General features: G+C 41.7%; 14 protein-coding genes. 8 read left to right on the forward strand and 6 right to left on the reverse strand.

Features of this window, described 5'->3' with window-relative positions; all coding sequences use genetic code 11:
• Nucleotides 1–5 precede the first annotated feature (5 nt).
• A complete protein-coding gene (locus C5O00_RS06230) occupies nucleotides 6–752 on the forward strand; it encodes a succinate dehydrogenase/fumarate reductase iron-sulfur subunit (RefSeq protein ID WP_105215893.1) in 747 nt (248 codons plus the stop codon).
• A gap of 1 nt (nucleotide 753) precedes the next feature.
• Here C5O00_RS06230 and C5O00_RS06235 read toward each other — a convergent pair whose 3' ends face one another.
• The gene (locus C5O00_RS06235; RefSeq protein ID WP_105215895.1) at nucleotides 754–2,988 is read right to left on the reverse strand and encodes a tetratricopeptide repeat-containing hybrid sensor histidine kinase/response regulator; all 2,235 of its coding nucleotides are present in this window, start codon (nucleotides 2,986–2,988) and stop codon (nucleotides 754–756) included.
• A 105-nt stretch (nucleotides 2,989–3,093) separates the two neighbouring features.
• Here C5O00_RS06235 and C5O00_RS06240 point away from each other — a divergent pair, with 105 nt between their 5' ends.
• The 3 genes from C5O00_RS06240 (at nucleotide 3,094) to C5O00_RS06250 (ending at nucleotide 5,568) form a co-directional block, all read left to right on the forward strand.
• Nucleotides 3,094–4,230 carry a methionine aminotransferase gene (locus C5O00_RS06240; RefSeq protein ID WP_105215897.1) on the forward strand — a complete coding sequence of 379 codons (1,137 nt, stop codon included), beginning with the start codon at nucleotides 3,094–3,096 and terminating at the stop codon, nucleotides 4,228–4,230.
• Nucleotides 4,231–4,312: 82 nt separating this feature from the next.
• The gene (locus C5O00_RS06245; RefSeq protein WP_105215899.1) at nucleotides 4,313–4,786 is read left to right on the forward strand and encodes an ankyrin repeat domain-containing protein; all 474 of its coding nucleotides are present in this window, start codon (nucleotides 4,313–4,315) and stop codon (nucleotides 4,784–4,786) included.
• A gap of 2 nt (nucleotides 4,787–4,788) precedes the next feature.
• Nucleotides 4,789–5,568, forward strand: coding sequence for an amidohydrolase (locus tag C5O00_RS06250; RefSeq protein WP_105215901.1), 780 nt, complete (start codon nucleotides 4,789–4,791; stop codon nucleotides 5,566–5,568).
• Here the strand turns inward: C5O00_RS06250 and C5O00_RS06255 are convergent.
• Complete coding sequence (locus C5O00_RS06255; RefSeq protein WP_105215903.1) at nucleotides 5,555–7,159, reverse strand: Ig-like domain-containing domain; 1,605 nt, start codon at nucleotides 7,157–7,159, stop codon at nucleotides 5,555–5,557. The genes C5O00_RS06250 and C5O00_RS06255 overlap by 14 nt on opposite strands.
• 23 nt (nucleotides 7,160–7,182) lie before the next feature.
• Nucleotides 7,183–7,713 (reverse strand): ComF family protein, encoded by a 531-nt coding sequence (locus C5O00_RS06260; protein ID WP_244593038.1) that lies wholly within the window; start codon nucleotides 7,711–7,713, stop codon nucleotides 7,183–7,185.
• Nucleotides 7,714–7,933: 220 nt separating this feature from the next.
• On the opposite strand from C5O00_RS06260, the gene C5O00_RS06265 reads away from it, so the two are divergent.
• Entirely contained in the window at nucleotides 7,934–8,815 is an 882-nt protein-coding gene (locus tag C5O00_RS06265) for a DUF8428 domain-containing protein (protein WP_105215904.1), read from the forward strand.
• 63 nt (nucleotides 8,816–8,878) lie between these two features.
• The gene (locus C5O00_RS06270) at nucleotides 8,879–10,414 is read left to right on the forward strand and encodes a glycine--tRNA ligase (protein ID WP_105215905.1); all 1,536 of its coding nucleotides are present in this window, start codon (nucleotides 8,879–8,881) and stop codon (nucleotides 10,412–10,414) included.
• A 14-nt stretch (nucleotides 10,415–10,428) separates the two neighbouring features.
• Here C5O00_RS06270 and C5O00_RS06275 read toward each other — a convergent pair whose 3' ends face one another.
• A complete protein-coding gene (locus tag C5O00_RS06275) occupies nucleotides 10,429–10,788 on the reverse strand; it encodes an ElyC/SanA/YdcF family protein (RefSeq protein ID WP_105215906.1) in 360 nt (119 codons plus the stop codon).
• Between the two features lie 200 nt (nucleotides 10,789–10,988).
• Here C5O00_RS06275 and C5O00_RS06280 point away from each other — a divergent pair, with 200 nt between their 5' ends.
• On the forward strand, nucleotides 10,989–13,181 hold the full coding sequence (locus C5O00_RS06280) for a T9SS type A sorting domain-containing protein (protein ID WP_105215908.1): 2,193 nt from the start codon (nucleotides 10,989–10,991) through the stop codon (nucleotides 13,179–13,181).
• A gap of 76 nt (nucleotides 13,182–13,257) precedes the next feature.
• On the opposite strand, the gene C5O00_RS06285 is transcribed toward C5O00_RS06280, so the two are convergent.
• Complete coding sequence (locus tag C5O00_RS06285; protein ID WP_105215910.1) at nucleotides 13,258–13,626, reverse strand: hypothetical protein; 369 nt, start codon at nucleotides 13,624–13,626, stop codon at nucleotides 13,258–13,260.
• A gap of 232 nt (nucleotides 13,627–13,858) precedes the next feature.
• On the opposite strand from C5O00_RS06285, the gene C5O00_RS06290 reads away from it, so the two are divergent.
• Nucleotides 13,859–16,471 carry a GEVED domain-containing protein gene (locus C5O00_RS06290; protein WP_105215911.1) on the forward strand — a complete coding sequence of 871 codons (2,613 nt, stop codon included), beginning with the start codon at nucleotides 13,859–13,861 and terminating at the stop codon, nucleotides 16,469–16,471.
• Between the two features lie 52 nt (nucleotides 16,472–16,523).
• Here C5O00_RS06290 and C5O00_RS06295 read toward each other — a convergent pair whose 3' ends face one another.
• Nucleotides 16,524–19,943 (reverse strand): DUF8818 domain-containing protein, encoded by a 3,420-nt coding sequence (locus C5O00_RS06295; RefSeq protein WP_317046440.1) that lies wholly within the window; start codon nucleotides 19,941–19,943, stop codon nucleotides 16,524–16,526.
• Nucleotides 19,944–19,995: the final 52 nt, after the last annotated feature.

Genomic DNA, 19,995 nt, shown 5'->3' on the forward strand with positions numbered 1-19,995 from the left:
CTGCTATGAAGCTTACACTTAAAATATGGCGTCAAAAGAACGCCGCTGCAAAAGGAAGTATGAAAACATATCCAATCGATGGAATTGATGGAGATATGTCTTTCCTCGAAATGTTAGATGTACTAAATACGCAACTCATTAACAAAGGGGAAGAACCGGTGGTTTTCGATCACGACTGCAGGGAAGGAATTTGTGGTACCTGTTCATTGCAGATCAATGGCGAACCACATGGTCCCGACCGGCTCATCACAACTTGCCAATTGCATATGCGAAAATTCAACGATGGCGATACTATTATTATAGAGCCATTCCGGGCTAAAGCTTTTCCGGTGATAAAGGATCTTATGGTAGATCGAAGTTCGTTTGATCGTATACAGCAGGCCGGAGGTTACATTTCGGTTAATACATCTGGAAACACAATAGATGCGAATGCTATTCCTATAGAAAAGGATGATGCGGATGCTTCATTTAACGCTGCTGCCTGTATTGGGTGTGGCGCTTGTGTTGCTGCCTGTAAGAATGCCAGTGCGATGCTATTCACCGCCGCTAAAGTGAGTCAGTTTGCGCTTCTTCCGCAAGGGCAGGTTGAAGCTAGCCGAAGGGTACTGAACATGGTAGAGCAGATGGATAAGGAAGGGTTTGGTAATTGTACCAATACGGGAGCTTGCGAGGTGGAATGCCCAAAAGGAATTTCGCTGGAAAATATCGCACGTATGAACCGGGAATACCTAAGCGCCAGTTTAAAAGGATAATTTAAATAGCCTGTAATTTAGACATATCCCCCTGAGAATCGGTACCGTTAAGATGCTTTAATATGGTTTGAGTGAATTTACCGATATCGTAAGGTTTTACAATGATATCGTTCATTCCTGAATCGTAAATACTAAATCTCATTTCTTCAACTTCAACTGCGGTAAGTGCGAGAATAGGAATGCTCTTATTTCGTTTACGAATTCCCCGAGTTGCTTCCAAACCATTCATTACCGGCATATTGATGTCCATAAGAATAAGATCGTAATTAGATTTCTTCTCCATTTCTATCGCGATCTCTCCATTTTCAGCAATTTCACAAATTACGCCTTCGCGTTCCAGAATTTTTAAGGTAACAGTTTGGTTGATCCTATTATCTTCTACTATTAGAATTCGCTTGTCCTTTAGATCTTTCGTATCTAAAGTTTTAACCGTCTCCTTTTTGTACGCTTTATTCAAGATATCGTAGGTAAGATCGAAGCTAAAAACCGATCCTTCCCCCAGTTTGCTTTCCACATGGATCTCTGAATTGGACAACTCCAGTAATTTTCGAACGATAGGCAGTCCAAGTCCGCTACCCTGGTAATTGTAATTAATATTATTCCCTTGTGAGAATTCCTCAAATATCGAGGCTTGTTTCCCTTCAGCAATACCAATACCAGTGTCCTTGATCGAGAAGGAAATGGTGGCCTGGTTTGATGAAATTTCCTTTAGTGAAGCATTTACGTAGATTTCTCCATGTTCTGTGAACTTACACGCATTCCCTATTAGATTCATTAATATTTGGGATAGTCTCACCGAATTTCCTCGTATCAACTTAGGTACATCTTCATCTATATTGATGTGAAATGTATTGGAATTCTGAATACGCATGTATTCGAAGGAAGAAACGATCGTCTTGATCTGCTCCCTTAGATTGAAGTAAGCTTTTTCATTTTCCACGGTTTTCGAATCAATTTTGTTTAGGTGTAAAACGTCGTTGATCAACGCCAGCAGGTAATCTGCTGAAAACTTGAGCGATTTCAAGTCGTTTTCGTGAGATTTCAATCCTTTGTCTTCAAGTAATAAGGTGCTAAGTCCGATAACTCCGTATAGCGGTGTTCTCAATTCGTGACTTACTGTAGAGAAGAAGTTACTTTTGGCTTTCGCAAGTCGCTCAGACTCCTCCTTGGCCATTAAATATTCGGCATTTTTTACACGTAATTCGGCTACTAATTCCTTTCGCTTTCTGTAAGCAAGATATAGTACTAGCAATAGGAATAATACACAAAAGGAAACAATGAGCAACACATTATTAAGCATACTCTTGTTACGCACAATTTCTGCCTGTAAGCTGTTTTGCAATTCAGCAGCCTGAACTTCCTTCCTGTATTCTTCGATCGCAAATCGGGCAGAAGTTTCATCCTTTTCGGCGTAAAGCGCCTTCTCCATATTCTCAATGGAGTATTCTTCGTATTTATCCTTTATAAGAAAGGCTTCCTGGTATTCTTCCAGGTTATATAAACATTCACTTAGATAGAAATAAGCGTTTTCCAATTCCAGGGTGAAGCCTTCTCGTTCGGCTACTTCGGCGGCTTTTCTAAGATATTTTTGCGCAAGTTCATACTTCTCCTTGCTGTAATAGTATTCACCCATGAGATTATCGAGAGCCACCCCATAAGATGCGTGTGGTTCGAATTTTTCCAGTTTTCTTGCCCTTAATAAATGCGCGTAACCTTCGTTATACTCACCTGCTTCAAAGGCTGTAAGTACCGTATTAAAATGTGCTTTGGCAAGATTAACCGAATCATTTATCTGTTTTAGCATGTCTACCGACTTGTTGTGGTAGTCCATCGCCTTTTTATAATTTGGCTGAATGGTCGAATAAATATTCGCCATATCCATATACATATGGGCCGTTGCTGTATCGTTCTCGGCTTCTTTCGCGAAGAGTATGGATTTACTAAAGTTTTCGCGAGCCATCAACGTATCGTTCATGGCCAGGTAATCGTATGCTAAAAGGCGGTATCCCTGGTGCTTATAAAACGGATCATTAAGCTTTAGGGCTATTTTCAGTAAGGATATGTTAGATTCGAGCGATTTACGATAATTACCACTATTGTAATACTCATCTGCAGTTTTCTTGAGAATCCTGAACTGCTCTTTTTGTTCTGAAATAGAGGGAATATCCGAAGCCTCCTGGGATATAACGGGGGCTACGAACAGAAGCATAAGCAAGTGAATTATCACTCTTTTCATTCGTGTCGATCAAGATTTGGGGGTAGCAATATACACATTTTCAGTAAAATGAAAGGAAAACCATTAAAACAGGTAAATTTGAAGGATTGATGGTACCTTTATAAAATGATTTCTAAACTGCCCGAATTAACTACTACAATCTTCACTGTGATGAGTAAAATGGCGCAAGAATACGGTGCTATCAATCTCTCTCAAGGCTTTCCCGACTTTCACGGGGACCCCCTTCTAGTCGATCTGGTGGAGCGCGCAATGAGAGAAGGATACAATCAGTATGCTCCCATGCCCGGCGACCCGCAATTAAGGGCTCAGATAGCTTCCAAGTTAAACAACAATTATGGCAGTAACTATTCTGAAGAAACAGATATTACCATTACTGCCGGGGCAACTCAGGCTATCTTTACGGCCATAGCGGCTTCAATTCATAAAGGCGATGAGGTTATAGTGTTCTCACCGGCGTACGATTGCTACGAACCTGCGGTCTCTTTGTTTGAAGGAGTTTCCAGGCAGATACAGTTGAGGCCACCAAACTATTCACCCGATTGGGAAGAAGTAGAGCGTAGTATTGGGCCAAAAACAAAGATGATCATCGTTAATTCACCCCATAATCCCAGCGGAATGCTTTTTTCGAAGGAAGATATGGAGGAACTTCAGCGAATAAGCGTAAAACATCAACTCCTGGTAATTAGCGATGAGGTTTACGAACACATTATTTTCGACGGAAACATACATAATAGTGCCGCGAGATTCCCGGAACTGGCCGAAAGAACTTTTATCACAGCTTCATTTGGAAAAACCTTTCACAACACGGGTTGGAAGATCGGGTACTGTGCGGCCCCTAAAGTCCTCATGGAGGAATTCAGAAAAGTACATCAATATAATGTCTTTAGTGTAAATCATCCCATTCAAAAGGCTTTAGCAACCTATTTACAAGATGCACAGACTTACGAGGACCTGGCAGCGTTCTATCAGCAGAAAAGAGATCTTTTCCTGGACCTGATCTCGAGCTCTCGTTTTAAATATGTGCCCTCAAAAGGAACTTATTTTCAGCTATTGGATTATTCTGAAATTTCTTCGGAAGGTGATATTGCCTTCGCCGAATGGCTTACAAAGGAAAAAGGTCTTGCGAGCATCCCCACTTCAGTTTTTAATGCGAACGGAGAGGATTTTCATCAAATCCGACTCTGTTTTGCAAAGAAAGAAGAAACCCTTGAGCAGGCAGCCGCTATCCTCAATTCTATCTAAATAGATAGTTCTAATACGATTGGATTGTTTGTTCAGGAGCGCTTAGAGTCGTATTTTTATAGTACTGAAAAAGCAATTTGATATGAGCGACTCTTTGTTCAATGCGATACGCGATAATAACGAAAATAAGGTTTCCGAACTATTACAGAGTAATCCCCAATTGGTTGGGTCCCGGGATCAGCGAGGCTCTACGCCCTTGTTGTTGTCAACCTATTTTGGACTAAAGGAGATCACCGATATTATTTTGAATTTTCCTCAGGATCTCGATGCCCAGGATACTTCCGGGAATACAGCATTAATGGGGGTCTGTTTTAAAGGGTTTGAAGAAATCGCTGAGAAATTAATAAAAGCCGGAGCCAACGTTAACACCCGAAACTTTAACGGGGGTACGGCACTAATCTTTGCTGTTAGTTTTGGCAGGACGAATTTGGTGCGTCTCTTATTAGAAAATGGTGCCGATCCCGGAATAAAGGATGATCGAGGGAATACAGCCTTGGATCATGCCAGGATGCACAGTGTGAAGGATGCCATTGCCTTACTGGAAAATTATAAATGAGGATGAAAGAAGAACTGATTGTAGGAATAATTCAATCTCCGCTACATTGGGAGGACCCCGTTTCGAACCGGGAGATGTTCTCTACTAAAATAATTTCTATTGCCGATAATGCAGATCTAATCGTGTTACCGGAGATGTTCACCACTGGATTTTCCATGAATGCTTCCCGGCTAGCCGAGGAAAACGAAGGGCCCACCCTTTCCTGGATGCAGTCTCAGGCGACCGAACATGACCTGGCAATAACCGGAAGTGTGATCGTAAAAGATAAAGATAGATTTTACAATCGCCTTTATTTCGTATTTCCGGATGGCAGTTACGACTGGTACGATAAAAAACACACCTTTACCCTCGCGGGAGAGCATCGTACTTATACAGCCGGAAATGAGAAACTAATAGTAGAATATAAGGGTTGGAAGATATGTCCATTAATTTGTTATGATCTGCGTTTTCCTGTATGGGCGCGAAATACCGAAGATTACGATCTCCTTATCTATGTTGCCAATTGGCCCGAAAAGCGTATAAAAGCCTGGGATGCCTTACTCAAAGCCAGAGCTATAGAGAACATGAGTTATTGTGTGGGCGTAAACCGGGTAGGAGAAGATGGGAATGGGCATACATATGTGGGTCATAGCGCCATTTACGATGTTCTGGGCGATTGTATTTCAGGAGAGGAAATTGAGAACGAATTTAGTATCAATGTTTCCCTGAATAAAAAGCATATACAAGAAACCCGAAAGAAATTACAGTTCCTCAACGACCGTGATACTTTTAATCTAATATAAAGGTTTCATTCAGGCTCCAGTTTGCCCTTACTTCAATTTTCTTAGGATAGTATTTAATTACCTCCGGCTGTTGCTTTTTAAGGAAATTACCTGTGTCCCATATTCCATTGTCATTTGAGTCGAAAACAATACGAATGTAGTAATTACCAGGCTTGATATAGTCAAAATTCACTACTGAATTTGCTGTAAGTAAACGCTCATCTACAGTAACATTTTTTTCTGAAAGTAACTGAACTATCACTGGAAAACTATCGATATTCTCAATCCTGATGGCAATCGTACCATAGTCTGAATTGTCTTTAGTGTCCACGCGATAGGTTAGGCTATCACTTACATTCTCATAAAAATCGGTGAGTGCTCCCGGAAATAGATCTACCTTATACCGTTGATCTTCTCCTCTCGGGAAAATAATCTCAGCCAGGTTATTCGAGGGGTGAATGCGCGTAGCAAATGAAATATCGACAGAATCCTTATCCATGATGCTTATCATAGAATCGTCTATGGCCACTAAAGGTGTAGAAGTTTTTAATTTCATAGTGTCCCGGGGAACCAATGTTCCTACGGTATGCGCAGTTACCACTAGTGAATCTGCATATAGGTTTTTCATGCGTACTTCAACTGTGTCTGTCTGTTCTTTGTTCCCTACTAAAAATAGTAACGAATCTGTTTCAATCTCTGGTTTGAACCAATAATGCAGGGTATCTGTCTTTATATCTTTTATTGTTTTTGAAACAAATGCGTCGGGGAGCTCCGATAGTGGTGTAATACTTAGATCCTTGGGTTTTCCTTCATAGCCAAAAAGAATATGGTACTTACTTAGATGAGCAGGTCTGGCGATACTCAATTCGGGGACCTCTTTAAAAATTTTAAGCGTATATGAAGTATCTGTTGGTAATTCAACGATCTCCTCCAGGAAACCGATCTTGTCCGACTTTGGCTGAAAAATATAGTCGTTGGATTTTTCTTTCAGGGCCAGTAGCTTATACCTGCCTTCTGCAACATTGGTGATCTCGAAGGTATTGGAGCTGTCACGCGTGGCAGAAATATACATCGGCTTTTCCTTATAGATCGTGGAGTCATTAAAGGTATCATTAAGTTCGTACAGCATGACTGTTACAGGAAATTGGGCTCCTCTTAATTCGGCATCCAATATTTTACCCCTAACCTTTAGACTGTCTATATAACTACCGGTAGAGAAGACGTACTTGAAGAATTCGAACTCATTCTCCTCATTATTGTCTACAATGCTTTTCCCAAAATTTATTGAATAGGTAGTATTCTCGGCAAGGGTATCCAGAAGTTTTATCCGAAGCATTTTCGACGTGTTTAGCGGAGTGATCACAGGAGCATATTTCATCGGAGGTGAAATGATAAGGTTTTCCTGAAGGTTCTTCAGCTTAATATATTCATCGAAATAAATTCTGATCTCAGATTCATTGAAATTTGTGGAGAAATTCTCAGGGACACTTCTTACGATAATGGGGGGTATTGTGTCCAGGGGACCTCCACTGGGCCTTCCTTTTTTCGCGCAATTTGCCATAATAAGAATAGCAAATAAAACAATAGGAATAAAGTAAAGGCGTTGCTTCATGGCTACAAAAATAGCTAAAGTTTTTATGCCATTGCCATGGTGGCAAAACTTACTCTAACATCACCATTCTTAATTAGCGCTAATGCACAATTTTCCAATGTAGCACCCGTGGTCACTATATCGTCTACAACTAAGACGTGTTTGCCTTTTAAAAGGTCGGTTTCACGAAGTTCGAATATCTGATGCGTCTGGCTGCGAGTAAGGCGATTCTTGAATACCTGGGAGCGGGTTCCTGTCTTTTTTTGTAAGATACTTTCCGAATAATCCGCCCCCAGTTTATTTGCGATCTCAATTGCGAAGTGAGAAACCTGGTTATACCCTCTTATCCTGCGCTTCTTACGGTGTAAAGGGACAGGAATAACAAGATCGACGCCTTTATAATCGGGATGTTCGGCCAATTCGCTTCCCAGCCAGGTACCCAGAAAAGTGCCAATTTCCTGCTGTCCCCGATATTTAAGGTTATGAAGCAACTGTTGTGTGATGCCCTTTTTCTGAAATAATAGCAGGGAAGTAGCATTCTCCAGAGGTATTCTACCATAAAAAATCTTCTTCATTCCCTGATTTCCGCTGCGGTGTTGACAGGTTAGTGGAAGTTGATGCCGACAAGACGTACAGATCACGTTTTCAGAGATTTGCAACATTTCGGAACAACCATTGCAGACTTTGGGAAATAAGATATTTAACATATTTTAATTAAATTTACCATTTTGTAAACGTAAGTAATTGACCCACAGTAGTACATTTGTCCCACAAACCTAAACTAAATCTATTCATATGACAACTGAAAACAACAGTGCTAAATTCAAAGTATTGATCGGGATACTTTCCGCTCTGCTTATTGCCCTAGCTGTCTACACCGTTACCCTGTACAACGATAGTAAAAATACGGTAAGCGGGTTAGAACAGCAAAAAGCAGACATTGAAGATGAACTTGAAGATCTTATTGCCAACTACGATGAGGTAATTCAGGATAACGAATTAAAAGACAAAGACCTTTTGGCCGCGCGTGAACGTATCGAGTTATTGCTTGATTCGGTAAAAGATGCCGAAGCAAACGTAGCTTTGATAGAACGTTATAAGGCAGAGATCGGAAGACTTAAACAGGAAAGAAAGGTACTTTTTAGAAAAGCCGACAGCTTGATCGCTGCTAACAAACAATTATCTCTCGAACGGGACAGTACCAACGTGGTGCTAAATGAAACCATTCGGGTGGTAGATTCTGTTAGTGAACAGAATATCGCTATGGCGGAAACAATTAAGAAAGGATCTATCGTTAATGCAGTGGATCTTAGAGGTGAAGCCGTAATTGTTCGTAGTAGTGGAAAGATAGTGGATACTCGTAGATCGAGCCGTGCCGATAAAGTTCGTGCATGTTTCACTTTAACACCTAACGATATAGCCGAAAAAGGAGATCGACTTCTCTATGTACAGGTGATAAACCCCAAAAACAATCTTTTAGGTAAAAAGGCCACCATGGAGTTTGAAGAAGGAACCCTTAATTATAGTGAGGCAACGAAAGTATTTTACGAAAATGAAGAATTGGATGTTTGTATACTGGTAGATGCCCTGGAAGACGATCTAATCGAAGGTAGATATACCATTAACGTATTCGATGGCTCCAGACAAATTGCAACCACTACAATGGAGCTGAAGTAAAAAGAACTTTAAAAAATATGAACCGCTATGATGTTATCGTAGCGGTTTTTTTATTTTTGCGCTATGGCAAATAATGAAGATCAATTTAAGAGAGTAATATCCCATGCTAAGGAGTATGGATATATATTCGGGTCCAGTGAAATATATGATGGCTTAAGTGCTGTTTACGACTATGGTCAGCAAGGCGTAGAGCTAAAAAACAATATTCGGGAATACTGGTGGAGAAGCATGGTGTATATGCACCAGAATATTGTTGGGATAGATGCCGCCATCCTTATGCATCCCACTACATGGAAAGCCTCCGGCCATGTTGATGCCTTCAACGACCCATTGATCGACAATAAAGATTCGAAAAAAAGATACCGGGCCGATGTACTTATAGAGGATCACGCCGAAAAACTAGAGGTAAAGGCTCAAAAAGAGATCGCTAAAGCAAAGAAGCGATTTGGTGACGCCTTCGATGAGGCCCAGTTTGTTTCTACTCACCCAAGAGTGATAAAATACAGAGAGCAAAAACAAGAGATCCTGGACAGGATGGCCAGACTCCTTGAAAGCGAAGACCTGGCCGGAGTGAAGGCGTTGATCGAAGAATTAGAGATAGCCGATCCTATATCGGGTAGTAAGAACTGGACCGAAGTACGGCAATTCAACCTCATGTTTGGCACCAAACTAGGTGCCTCCGCCGAATCTGCGACCGATCTGTACCTCAGACCGGAAACAGCGCAGGGGATCTTTGTAAACTTTCTGAATGTTCAAAAAACGGGAAGGATGAAAATTCCTTTTGGTATCGCTCAAACCGGTAAAGCTTTCAGAAATGAGATCGTAGCCAGACAATTTATCTTCCGGATGCGCGAATTCGAGCAGATGGAAATGCAATTCTTTGTACGCCCCGGAGAGGAAATGAAATGGTACGAATACTGGAAAGAAACACGTTTGAAATGGCATTTATCCCTTGGTCTGGGTAAAGAAAATTATCGTTTCCACGACCATGAGAAACTTGCCCATTATGCTAATGCGGCAACCGATATAGAATTCGATTTCCCCTTCGGATTTAAAGAATTAGAGGGGATCCACTCGCGTACCGATTTCGATCTAAAGGCACATGAAGAATTTTCTGGTAAGAAATTACAGTTCTTCGACCCCGAATTGAATGAGAGCTATGTGCCATATGTTGTTGAAACATCCATTGGGTTAGACCGCATGTTCCTGGCAATTCTAAGTAAATCCCTTCAGGAGGAAACCTTAGAAGATGGTAGCGTAAGAACAGTGTTGAAATTACCCGCCATTCTCGCACCAGTGAAAGCCGCCGTGCTACCGCTTGTAAAGAAAGACGGCTTGCCGGAGATCGCCCAGAAGATCATCGAGGAGCTTCAATGGGATTACAATGTTATCTACGACGAAAAAGATGCCGTGGGACGACGGTACCGAAGACAAGATGCGGCTGGCACTCCGTTTTGTATAACCGTAGATCATCAAAGCAAAGAGGACGGTACCGTTACTTTAAGGAATCGAGATACTATGGATCAACAACGTATCTCGATAGAAGATGTGGCAAAACATCTGTCTAAGAGTATGGCGTATAAAGAGTGGTTATCCTAATAAAGTAGTAACCATTAGTTCCGCATCTCAATTTCCACGATGGAAACCGGATTGGCTTTCTCACAGCGGTTCATCATTCGCAGACCCTGGTAGGTCACCCAAACTTTAAGACCGTCCTTTTTCATGCCTTCTTCCAGGTTTATAGGATCGAGCAAATTGTTGTTTTCCTCCATTTTTAAAACGTAGGGGCAATCTCCTTCAGCTTTCGAACTAACGATCACAGCTTTTTTAAACCCGGCCTCCATCATTTTTTTGGCCTCCATGGCAGAAGCTTCGGTATCTGTAGATGCGTCTTCGGCAGTTGTTTTGGAAGTAGAATTACAGGAGATCACAAAAATAGTGGCTATTGCAAGGCATGTTTTTAATAAGGTCATATTTTGATGGTTTTACATTCTTAGGATTGTTAAAATACAAATATTGCTCGATTTTACCTTGTTTATGTGAGCTTCAAATTCTGAAAATACTGATTGTGAGCCGAATAATTTGCGTTATTTCTATTCAAACTGTATGGATAATTGAAATATTGATGTAATTTTAAAGACTTTAATCCAAATTTAACCAAAAAACTAGCGAGATGAAGTTTAAATTCTATTTTACATTGATACTGTGTTTTATGCTATCAATGACTATTAATGCGCAGGTGAACCAGATCGTTCCCAACGTACCACAAGGACCTGCTACTGTTGGAACATTCGATTCTATGATCTATGTTCCTTCCTTAGCATCCAGACAAGGAATGCTTACACCTCCGGATGAAACCGTGAGGGAAGCACAAGATAAAAGATCCCAGAATGCACCGGGACTAATTGGCGATGATCCATTAAGTCAGGACGATGCCCTGGCCAGTAACCCTAACTCTGAAACACAATCTGTGAGAACTGCACCTCCTAGTTTGGTTTTCGATGCTTATGGCTCAGGTAGTAGCCCAACAGACCCTTCTATGGCGGTTGGACCAAACCACGTTTTTGTAACATACAATACAGCTTTTGTGATCTATGATAAGAGTGGTAATGTACTTCAGTCACCAACTGCTCCTAACCCAGCGATTTTTCCTGGTGGTGGTTGTTGTGATCTAACTGTATCTTACGATAAGGATGCAGACCGTTGGGTACTTTCCTTTTTAGGAGCCAGTACTTCTATAGCCGTTTCCGATGGGCCGGATCCTATCAACGATGGCTGGTATGTTTATTCGCAGAGTTTTAACGACTATCAGAAACTATCCATCTGGAGCGATGGATACTACATGACACAAAATACACAGGGATCGCAAAAAGTATTTGCTCTGGAAAGAGACGAAATGCTTTTAGGAAATCCTGCTGCGCAGATCGCTTCTTTCAATCTGCCGGGAGTATTAGGAACCACGCCTTTCTTCAGCCCACAGTTCTTTAATGTGAGTGATGGAAATATGCCGGCTGCCGGTGGAGCAACCGTAGTATTCCTTCAGGATGATGCTTTCGGAGGTATTGCTACAGACCATATTAAATATTGGACAGTAGATATGGATTGGGGAACAATTGGAAACTCTACCATATCTGCAGCAACCGAAATTGCAACAACTCCGTTTATTAGTGTTTTTGATGGAGGGAACTTCTCCAATCTTACACAGCCTGGAGGGGGTGTACCTATCGATGCCGTTCAGAATACTATAATGAACCAGGCACAGTTCAGAAAATTTGTAGGCCATAATTCGGCGATCTTCAATTTTGTTGTAGATACCGATGGTGGTGGAGGAGAATTAGCAGGTGTACGCTGGTACGAATTCCGCCAGCCTGCAGATAATATGCCCTGGACTCTTTACCAGGAAGGTACTTATACATCTCCTGATGGCAAACATGCCTGGATGGGAAGTATGATCATGGATGATAATGGTAACATTGCACTTGGATATTCGGCTATGGCCGGACCTACCACTCCTAACCCAACAGATTTCAGGGTTGGATCCTATTACACCGGAAGATTTGATGGGGATCCGCTGGGAACAATGACGGTTATCGAAGAGGAAATAGGTGTTTCAACTGCCAATGTTCCGAATTTAAGATATTGTGATTACAATAAAATGACAATAGACCCTACCAGTGACGACGAGTTCTGGTTTATCAACGAATATATCAATGGCCCAAGAAGAGGTATTGTAGGAGTATTCCAGTTAACACCTCCTCAACCAAACGATATTGGGATGTTAAGTATCGATCAACCGGTTAGCGGCCCGCTAACGGCTACTGAAGATATAGTGGTATCTATTCGTAACTTCGGAAGTAACGATATTGTAAATCCTGAGGTTCAGTATACCATTGATGGCGGAACACCGGTAGTAGAGAACTACAGTGGAACTATAGTAGCCGGAACTACAGAATCGTTCACATTTACTCAGACAGCAGATCTGTCTACACCTCAGACAGATTACGATATCGTAGCCAAGACTAATTTGCCTGGAGATAGTAATACTGGTAATGACACTGCAATGAAAACAGTAACTAATACAACTCTGGGAATTGCGGACAACGAGATCAATAATTCGGATCTTACCATCCTAACAAAAGCCAATAACCAGTTTGAGATCATTATGGTAACCGGTTTTGATGGCGTAGCCACAGTGCAGGTTTATAACCAATTAGGTCAGCTTATCTCCACCAGTAGCGTTGAGAAGCAAGGTGATCGTTATGTACATAATTTAGATATGTCTTCTGTGTCTTCAGGAGTGTATGTATTACAAATTGGTGATACATCAAGTAGTTCCTTTAGATCGGCCAAGATCGTAGTGAGATAAAAAACTCACATTGTAGAATAAAAAAGGAGCGCTGTCATTAGCGCTCCTTTTATTTTCACGTATTTTTTTTCATTGATCATTCCTCTTTTTTCTTCATTTCAACAATACTTACCGGATTCGCCTTGTCACATCGATTCATCATTCTAAGGCCATTGAATTTAAACCACACCTTCTCACCGTCTTTCATAAAACTCGTATCGAGGTTAATCGGGTCCAACATATAGGAATGGTCTTCACTATCAACTTCTATAACATAGGCACAATCTCCTTCCTTATCAGAGTAGACTATTGTCCCGCTAAAAAATCCTTCTTCGGTCATGTCATTAATTATTACTGAATTGCTTGCGGCTTCTTCCGTTGTACTTTCCGAAATTGTCCTGGTGGTTGAACCACAGGATATGAGTAGTACGCCCAGGAAGGTCGAAAAAATCTTTAAAACTCTCATAACTTTCAATTTAAATGTTAATCACTTAATAGTTTGCAAATGGCATACCGATTAATTGAAGATGTATGAAATTTCTCAATCGAATCGCTATAATTTTATGATATAATCTATTCCACTAATAGGCTAATAGCGCTTAAACACTTGATTGATAAGGCTTTAAAACTGAAAAAAAAATGCGGTCATTTCGAGTTAAGATATTATTTTTAAGACTCTTTAACCAAAACTTAACAATATGAAACTAAAGTATTTCATTTTCGCTGTATTTGCGACGGTATTTTCTTTTACCGGGTTTTCGCAAACCGAGAATGTAGAAACAAATGCAAATTACATTGGTACAGTTTCACATATGGAATATGTACCATCAATCGCCTCACGAAAAAGTGAACTTTTACCTGCAGATAATTCCGATAAGGAAGCATTGGACCGCAGGTCCATGGGAAACTCTGTAATTATTGGAAAAGATCCCCAAACAGTAGATGATCTGCTTGCTAGCAATCCCGATCCTGCTACCGGTTCTGTGCGTGTTGCCCCACCACTTCTTGTTTTTGATGCAGCTTCATCAAATTCGCAACCAACCGACCCATCTCTTGCAGTTGGGCCTAACCATGTATTCGTGGTTTTCAATACAGGTTTTACAATTTACGATAAGAATGGAAATCAATTACTAGGGCAAACCAGTCCTAACCCTGCTATCTTCCCATCGGGAGGATGTTGTGACCTTACCGTTTCTTACGATAATGCCGCAGATAGATGGGTAGTATCATTCCTTGGAGCAGGTGCACAGATCGCCGTTTCAGATGGACCAGACCCAATTAACGATGGTTGGTATGTTTATACTATTAGCCAGATCAACGACTACCAGAAACTCTCAATCTGGAGTGATGGATATTATATGACAGATAATACGGGTAGTGCCAATAAGGTATGGGCCCTGGAAAGAGCAGAAATGCTTAACGGAAATCCGTCGGCTCAAATCCTTGGGTTTAACCTTCCGGGTATTCAAACCAGTGGTTTTTACAGCCCACAGGCATTCAATGTAAGTAATGATGACCTACCTGCACCGGGTGGTGCTCCTATTGTATATCTCCAGGATGATGCCTGGGGAGGTGTAGCAACAGACCACGTAAAGATATGGCTTGTAGATGTAGATTGGGTAACCCCTGGTAACTCAACTATATCGGCTGCGACCGAATTTACTACCACTCCGTTTATTTCGGTGTTCGACGGTGGTAGTTTCTCAAACTTAACACAGCCGGGAGGTGGTATCGCAATCGATGCCCTTCAGGCAACGATCATGAATCAGGCGCAGTTCAGAAGATTTGGAACTCATAACTCTGCGGTATTTAATTTTGTTGTCGATACAGACGCTACCGCTGGTGAACGTGCCGGAGTACGCTGGTTCGAATTCAGACAAGCTTCAGACGGAGCTCCATGGTCTTTATACCAGGAAGGAACGTACACCTCTCCAGATGGAAAACACGCCTGGCATGCAAGTATGATCATGGATTCTGCCGGAAATATCGGGATGGGATATTCCGGAATGGCAGGACCAACTACTCCTAATCCAACAGATTTTAGAGTAAGCTCCTATTATACCGGTCGTTTTGATGGTGACCCACTTGGTACAATGACTGTTTTCGAAGAGCTTATTGCCGCTGGTAACCAAAATATACCGGGACTTCGTTACGGAGACTACAGTAAGATCGATATCGATCCATCCGATGATACTACTTTCTGGTTCATCAACGAATACATGAACAGTGGTAGAAAAGATGTTGTAGGTGCATTCCAACTGGTGCCACCACAACCAAACGATCTGGGAATGGTGAGTATAGATGCTCCTAACAACGGGATCCTAACCGCTACAGAAGATATTGTGGTTTCTATCAGAAACTTCGGAAGTAACGACATCACAAACCCTGATATCCAATACATCGTCAACGGAGGAACTCCTGTGGTTGAAACTTACACCGGAACTATTGTAGCCGGAACCGTAGAGTCTTATACTTTTGCAACTACCGCAGATCTTTCAGCTCCAGGTTCCCATACCATCGAAGCAAAGACTAATCTTCCTGGCGATTCCAACACCAATAACGACAGCACCATGAAAACTGTTTTCAATGGCCTGCTTTATTGCCAGCCATCGGCCGATTGTTCCTTTGGTGACGGATTCCAGTTGTTCTCGGTTGCCGAGATCAATAACCCTTCCGGGTGTGAGGGGTACGGTGATTTCACCAGCCAGGTTGCAAACTTAGCTCCAGGAACAACTTACGACCTAACCGTTACAACCGGTTATGGTGATCAGTTTGTTTCGGTATGGATCGATTACAACGACGATGGTACTTTTACCGCCAATGAACTTGTAGTGGATAATTACGAAATTGCAGATGGACAAGCAGCAGGAACATATACCGAGACTTTCGATCTTGTAGTACCTGCAAATGCAACAACCGGATCGCACAGAATGCGTGCAAAGTCTAACTGGGATGCTCCGGTACCCGGCGATGCATGTACAACCACTCAATACGGTGAAACCGAAGATTACACTGCAAATGTGGGATCACTTGGTACCGGGGACAACGAGTTGGCCAATTCAGAGCTATTAGTGGTTACAAAACCAGGGAAGCAATTCGAGGTTACCTTGATCACTCCATTCGACGGCGTAGCTTCTATTAGAATTTACAACCAGCTGGGACAAACCTTAGCTTTCAATAATCTTGAAAAGAAAGGCGACAGATATGTATATCAACTAGACATGTCTTATGCTGCAGACGGAGTTTATTTCATCCAAGTGGGTGACAGAACATCCAGTTCTTATCAAACAGCGAAGATCATCGTAAGATAATTTTCATAAATATAAATTGAAAAAAGAGCTCTCATCCGAGGGCTCTTTTTTATTAGAAATACGCCCGTAATTGTATACTTCCCGTATGGATGGTACTGGTGTTTTCACTTTTCCTTCCGAAATAAGATAGATTAGCATCCAGGTATTTTGTGATCTTTTTCTGAAATAACAAATTCCAGGTAAAGTTGGTGCCCGGTTGCAAGCCTTCCAGCATTTGGTAGGCCACAGGCGAAAATGCACTCCCCTGAAAATCATTATTTATATAGTTAAATTCACCGGTAATAGAGATCTTCTGCGCGTTGGTGTAAGCAAACGCCACTCCGGTTTTCTGCCTGTTGAGCTGTTCCATATCTCCCAGGAGGTTCTCTTCGTTCCCATACTCGTAAAATACATCAAAACGAGTTTGCTTGTTCAGCAGGTAGGATAATTTCGGATTTAAGGTGTAGTTATCCAGTTCGAAATTTCTGGAAGGGAAATTTTCAGAAGTACTGCTATTACTTCCGAAGGAACCCTTTAAAGTAATTAGCCAATCGGTCCAGACTTTGTGATTGAAATTAAATTGATGGCTCTCCAGATCATTCTGCTGAAGGCCCACAGAGAGCAGGTTATTTGCACTACTGGCGATGTAGGTATAGCTCGTGGTATAATGCTGTTTCCCTCGATTGAAAAATAGCACATTTCTGAAATTAAGAGTAAGCCCAAGTTCGTCATCGCCACCATCTTTGAAGGGATTGATCTCAAAATCGTCGTTAGTGCGGCGGGTCTTTCTACTAATGAGATATGAGGTCTGATTATGAAATTGGGAAAGAAATTTTTTAAAGCCTTCCTCCGAAGTCCATGCCTGAGGATTTAATGTTAGCAACTGGCTAAATTTATTCTCCCTGATCTTTACAAAAACCTGGTTAGGCAATAACACTCTTATATACTCGGCTTCATCCTGAAATTGAGCGATCTCAAATTCATCCAACTCCTGAACCCCGTTATTATTATAGTCTTTCCAGGTATAGACCCCCTGTCCGGGTTCTACCTTAAGATAGGTGAACTCCTGTTGTGCGATCACTCCACTATTGGACTCCAGGACCGTGTTCCAACGAATTCCGCCTTTTAAAATTCGCTGATTATACTGAATTCGGGAAGTGAGAGAACGTTCGTCGTCATCTCCTCCCTCCTCATCTTTCAAGTCGCGGTAATTAGCATATATTGATAATTGAGATTGAGCATTATTAATAACCCTGGATTTTAAATAATAGGTGTTGGAAGAGTTTACCCTGCTAAGCACCGTATTACGCACACTATCGTTTACCCGGAATTGGTAGCCAACCTCGGCAAATACCTGGGTACTGTCTCCTATGCCCACATAGGCCTCGTACGAACTGAAACGCTGACTCACCCCTGTTAGGCTATCATTCACCACAGTGGAAACTTGATTGTCTTCCATATTAAACTTGCCCCCAACCCAGGACTTGTTCATGTCGTAAATGGCATGTGTGAATGAACGTACAAATCTTGAGTCGAGTGAATCACTTTTACTTTTTAAATAACTGCCCGATCCGTTCAGGCGTAATCTACCCGAACTAACCGCAGCATTGAGGACATGGCGGTTTCCATTGAAATTTTCAGAAAAATCCAGATTCTGATATTCATAGCTACCCCCTCCAAGGCCGGGTTTAGATAATTCAAGACCTCCTATTACGAAGCGTTGATCACCCATAGGATCTATAAGATTCCAGTCTCTGGCAAACTCGATATTGTACAATCTTTCAATGGTTCTGAAATCTTTATTTATAAAATCAAGAGAACCATAGGTATTTATAGCCAGTGAGTCTGAAGTGGTGTACAGGTTTTGCTTTACTGCCAGCCTTCCGGCAAATCCGTCGTTGTCTTCATCGTCGAGATTAGAGAATAGGTTGAGGTCATTTTGGCTACCGGAAATTTCGAAATCGGCTCTGGTCTTCTCAGAAGGTCGATAACTACCTGTAACCCCTGCTATTTGTAATTTCACAGGGGCATTTAATCTAATTACCGGTTCATAATTACCCTGAGGGACACCATTGATGGGGGAGACATATTCGAAGATGCGGTTTATTGCGCTTTGATCGCTCAATACGTAATTTCCCTGGTTTGGCCCCACCAGGCTAAAACGAACACTGAACAACTCATCTTCCGGATTCGTAGAAAATACGAAGATCTCTATCCCGTCCATCATCTCTTTTTTGTACAGGATCTTATTTTCTGAAAATGTATCGGGTACGGCCGACGGAGCATTCATCGCCTCCATATTATCTCCGGCAGCTTGCAAAATGGCAACCTGTTCTTCTGAAAGATTTTGTTGTAAGGGCTGGTTCTTGGCATCATTTTCCGAATAGACATAAACTCCCAGATCGAGAGTTTCGCTATTAAAATTGCCCCCTCCATAACCGATAAACCGTGAGTAGTTTCGGTCTGTGAACTGGTATTCCACTACAATTCGCATATTGGCCGTGATGGGATATGTAGGATTGAATTTGATCTCTCCCGCATTATAATCGATCACATAATCCGCATTTTCACCACGCTTTAAGATTAGACCATTTACATATACACGTTCGCTGCCGGATACTATAAGGATAAATAATTCTCCATTAGGTCCAACCAATTTATATGGACCCTGGTTGCCTTCCTGCCCGGTGAATGTACTGCGTTGAAACACACCTCTTACCAGTGCTCCTGAAGCATATGCACTCGTGCTTGCACCACTCTCGTGATCCAATTTACCGGCGAGGGAGATGCCCTGTACTTTTTTCGAAAACCTGCCAAAATAGCTATTGTTATTTTGCAGATCCACATCCCCGGCCCTAATATTCCAATTGTCGCTAAAAAGTTCGATAAAGATCTGGTCGAATTCATCCAGGCTCTGCGAATATCCTCCTTCCTGGGTGGGAATGTTCGCATCCTGAATAGAAGCCCTAATGGAAACTTTATCGCTAAGCCTTCCCGTGATCTGCAGGTCCAGCTCACTATTCACCACCGCGTTTTGATTATTGCCTACCGTTACCCCTCTGGAGATGCTCCCGGTTGTATTTAAACCTTCGAAAGGGGTAAATTTATTACCCGTGTTTCCCTGTTGTAAAGAATACAATTTCTCTATAGAGCCCGTACTTTCTATAATGCTCTTGGGGTCGAAAACATAGTAATCGCGGGTGAGATAGTCCGGATAGCGAAGATAGTTTACCGTAATACTATCACTCTCTATGAGGATCGGGTCCGATAGTATTAGTAGCCCCAAATTAAACTCCATTCGATATTTCAGGGAATCAAGTTTTTGGCCGTCTCTTCCTAAAACTTCAAATCTTGACGGATTAAGGGCAACCGTATCTATGCGGATGGTATCGTTAACAGCTACGCGTTTCGATTTATAGTTAGATGAAATGTCCTGTGCATTTCCGAAGAAAGTTGCGAATAGCATTAAAATGAACGGGATATACTTCATCATGTATACAACTTTGGCGAAGGCTATTTATTTTGTTGATTCTTTTTTGAAAACC

The organism is Pukyongia salina, from assembly GCF_002966125.1.
GTDB classification, from domain to species: Bacteria; Bacteroidota; Bacteroidia; order Flavobacteriales; family Flavobacteriaceae; genus Pukyongia; species Pukyongia salina.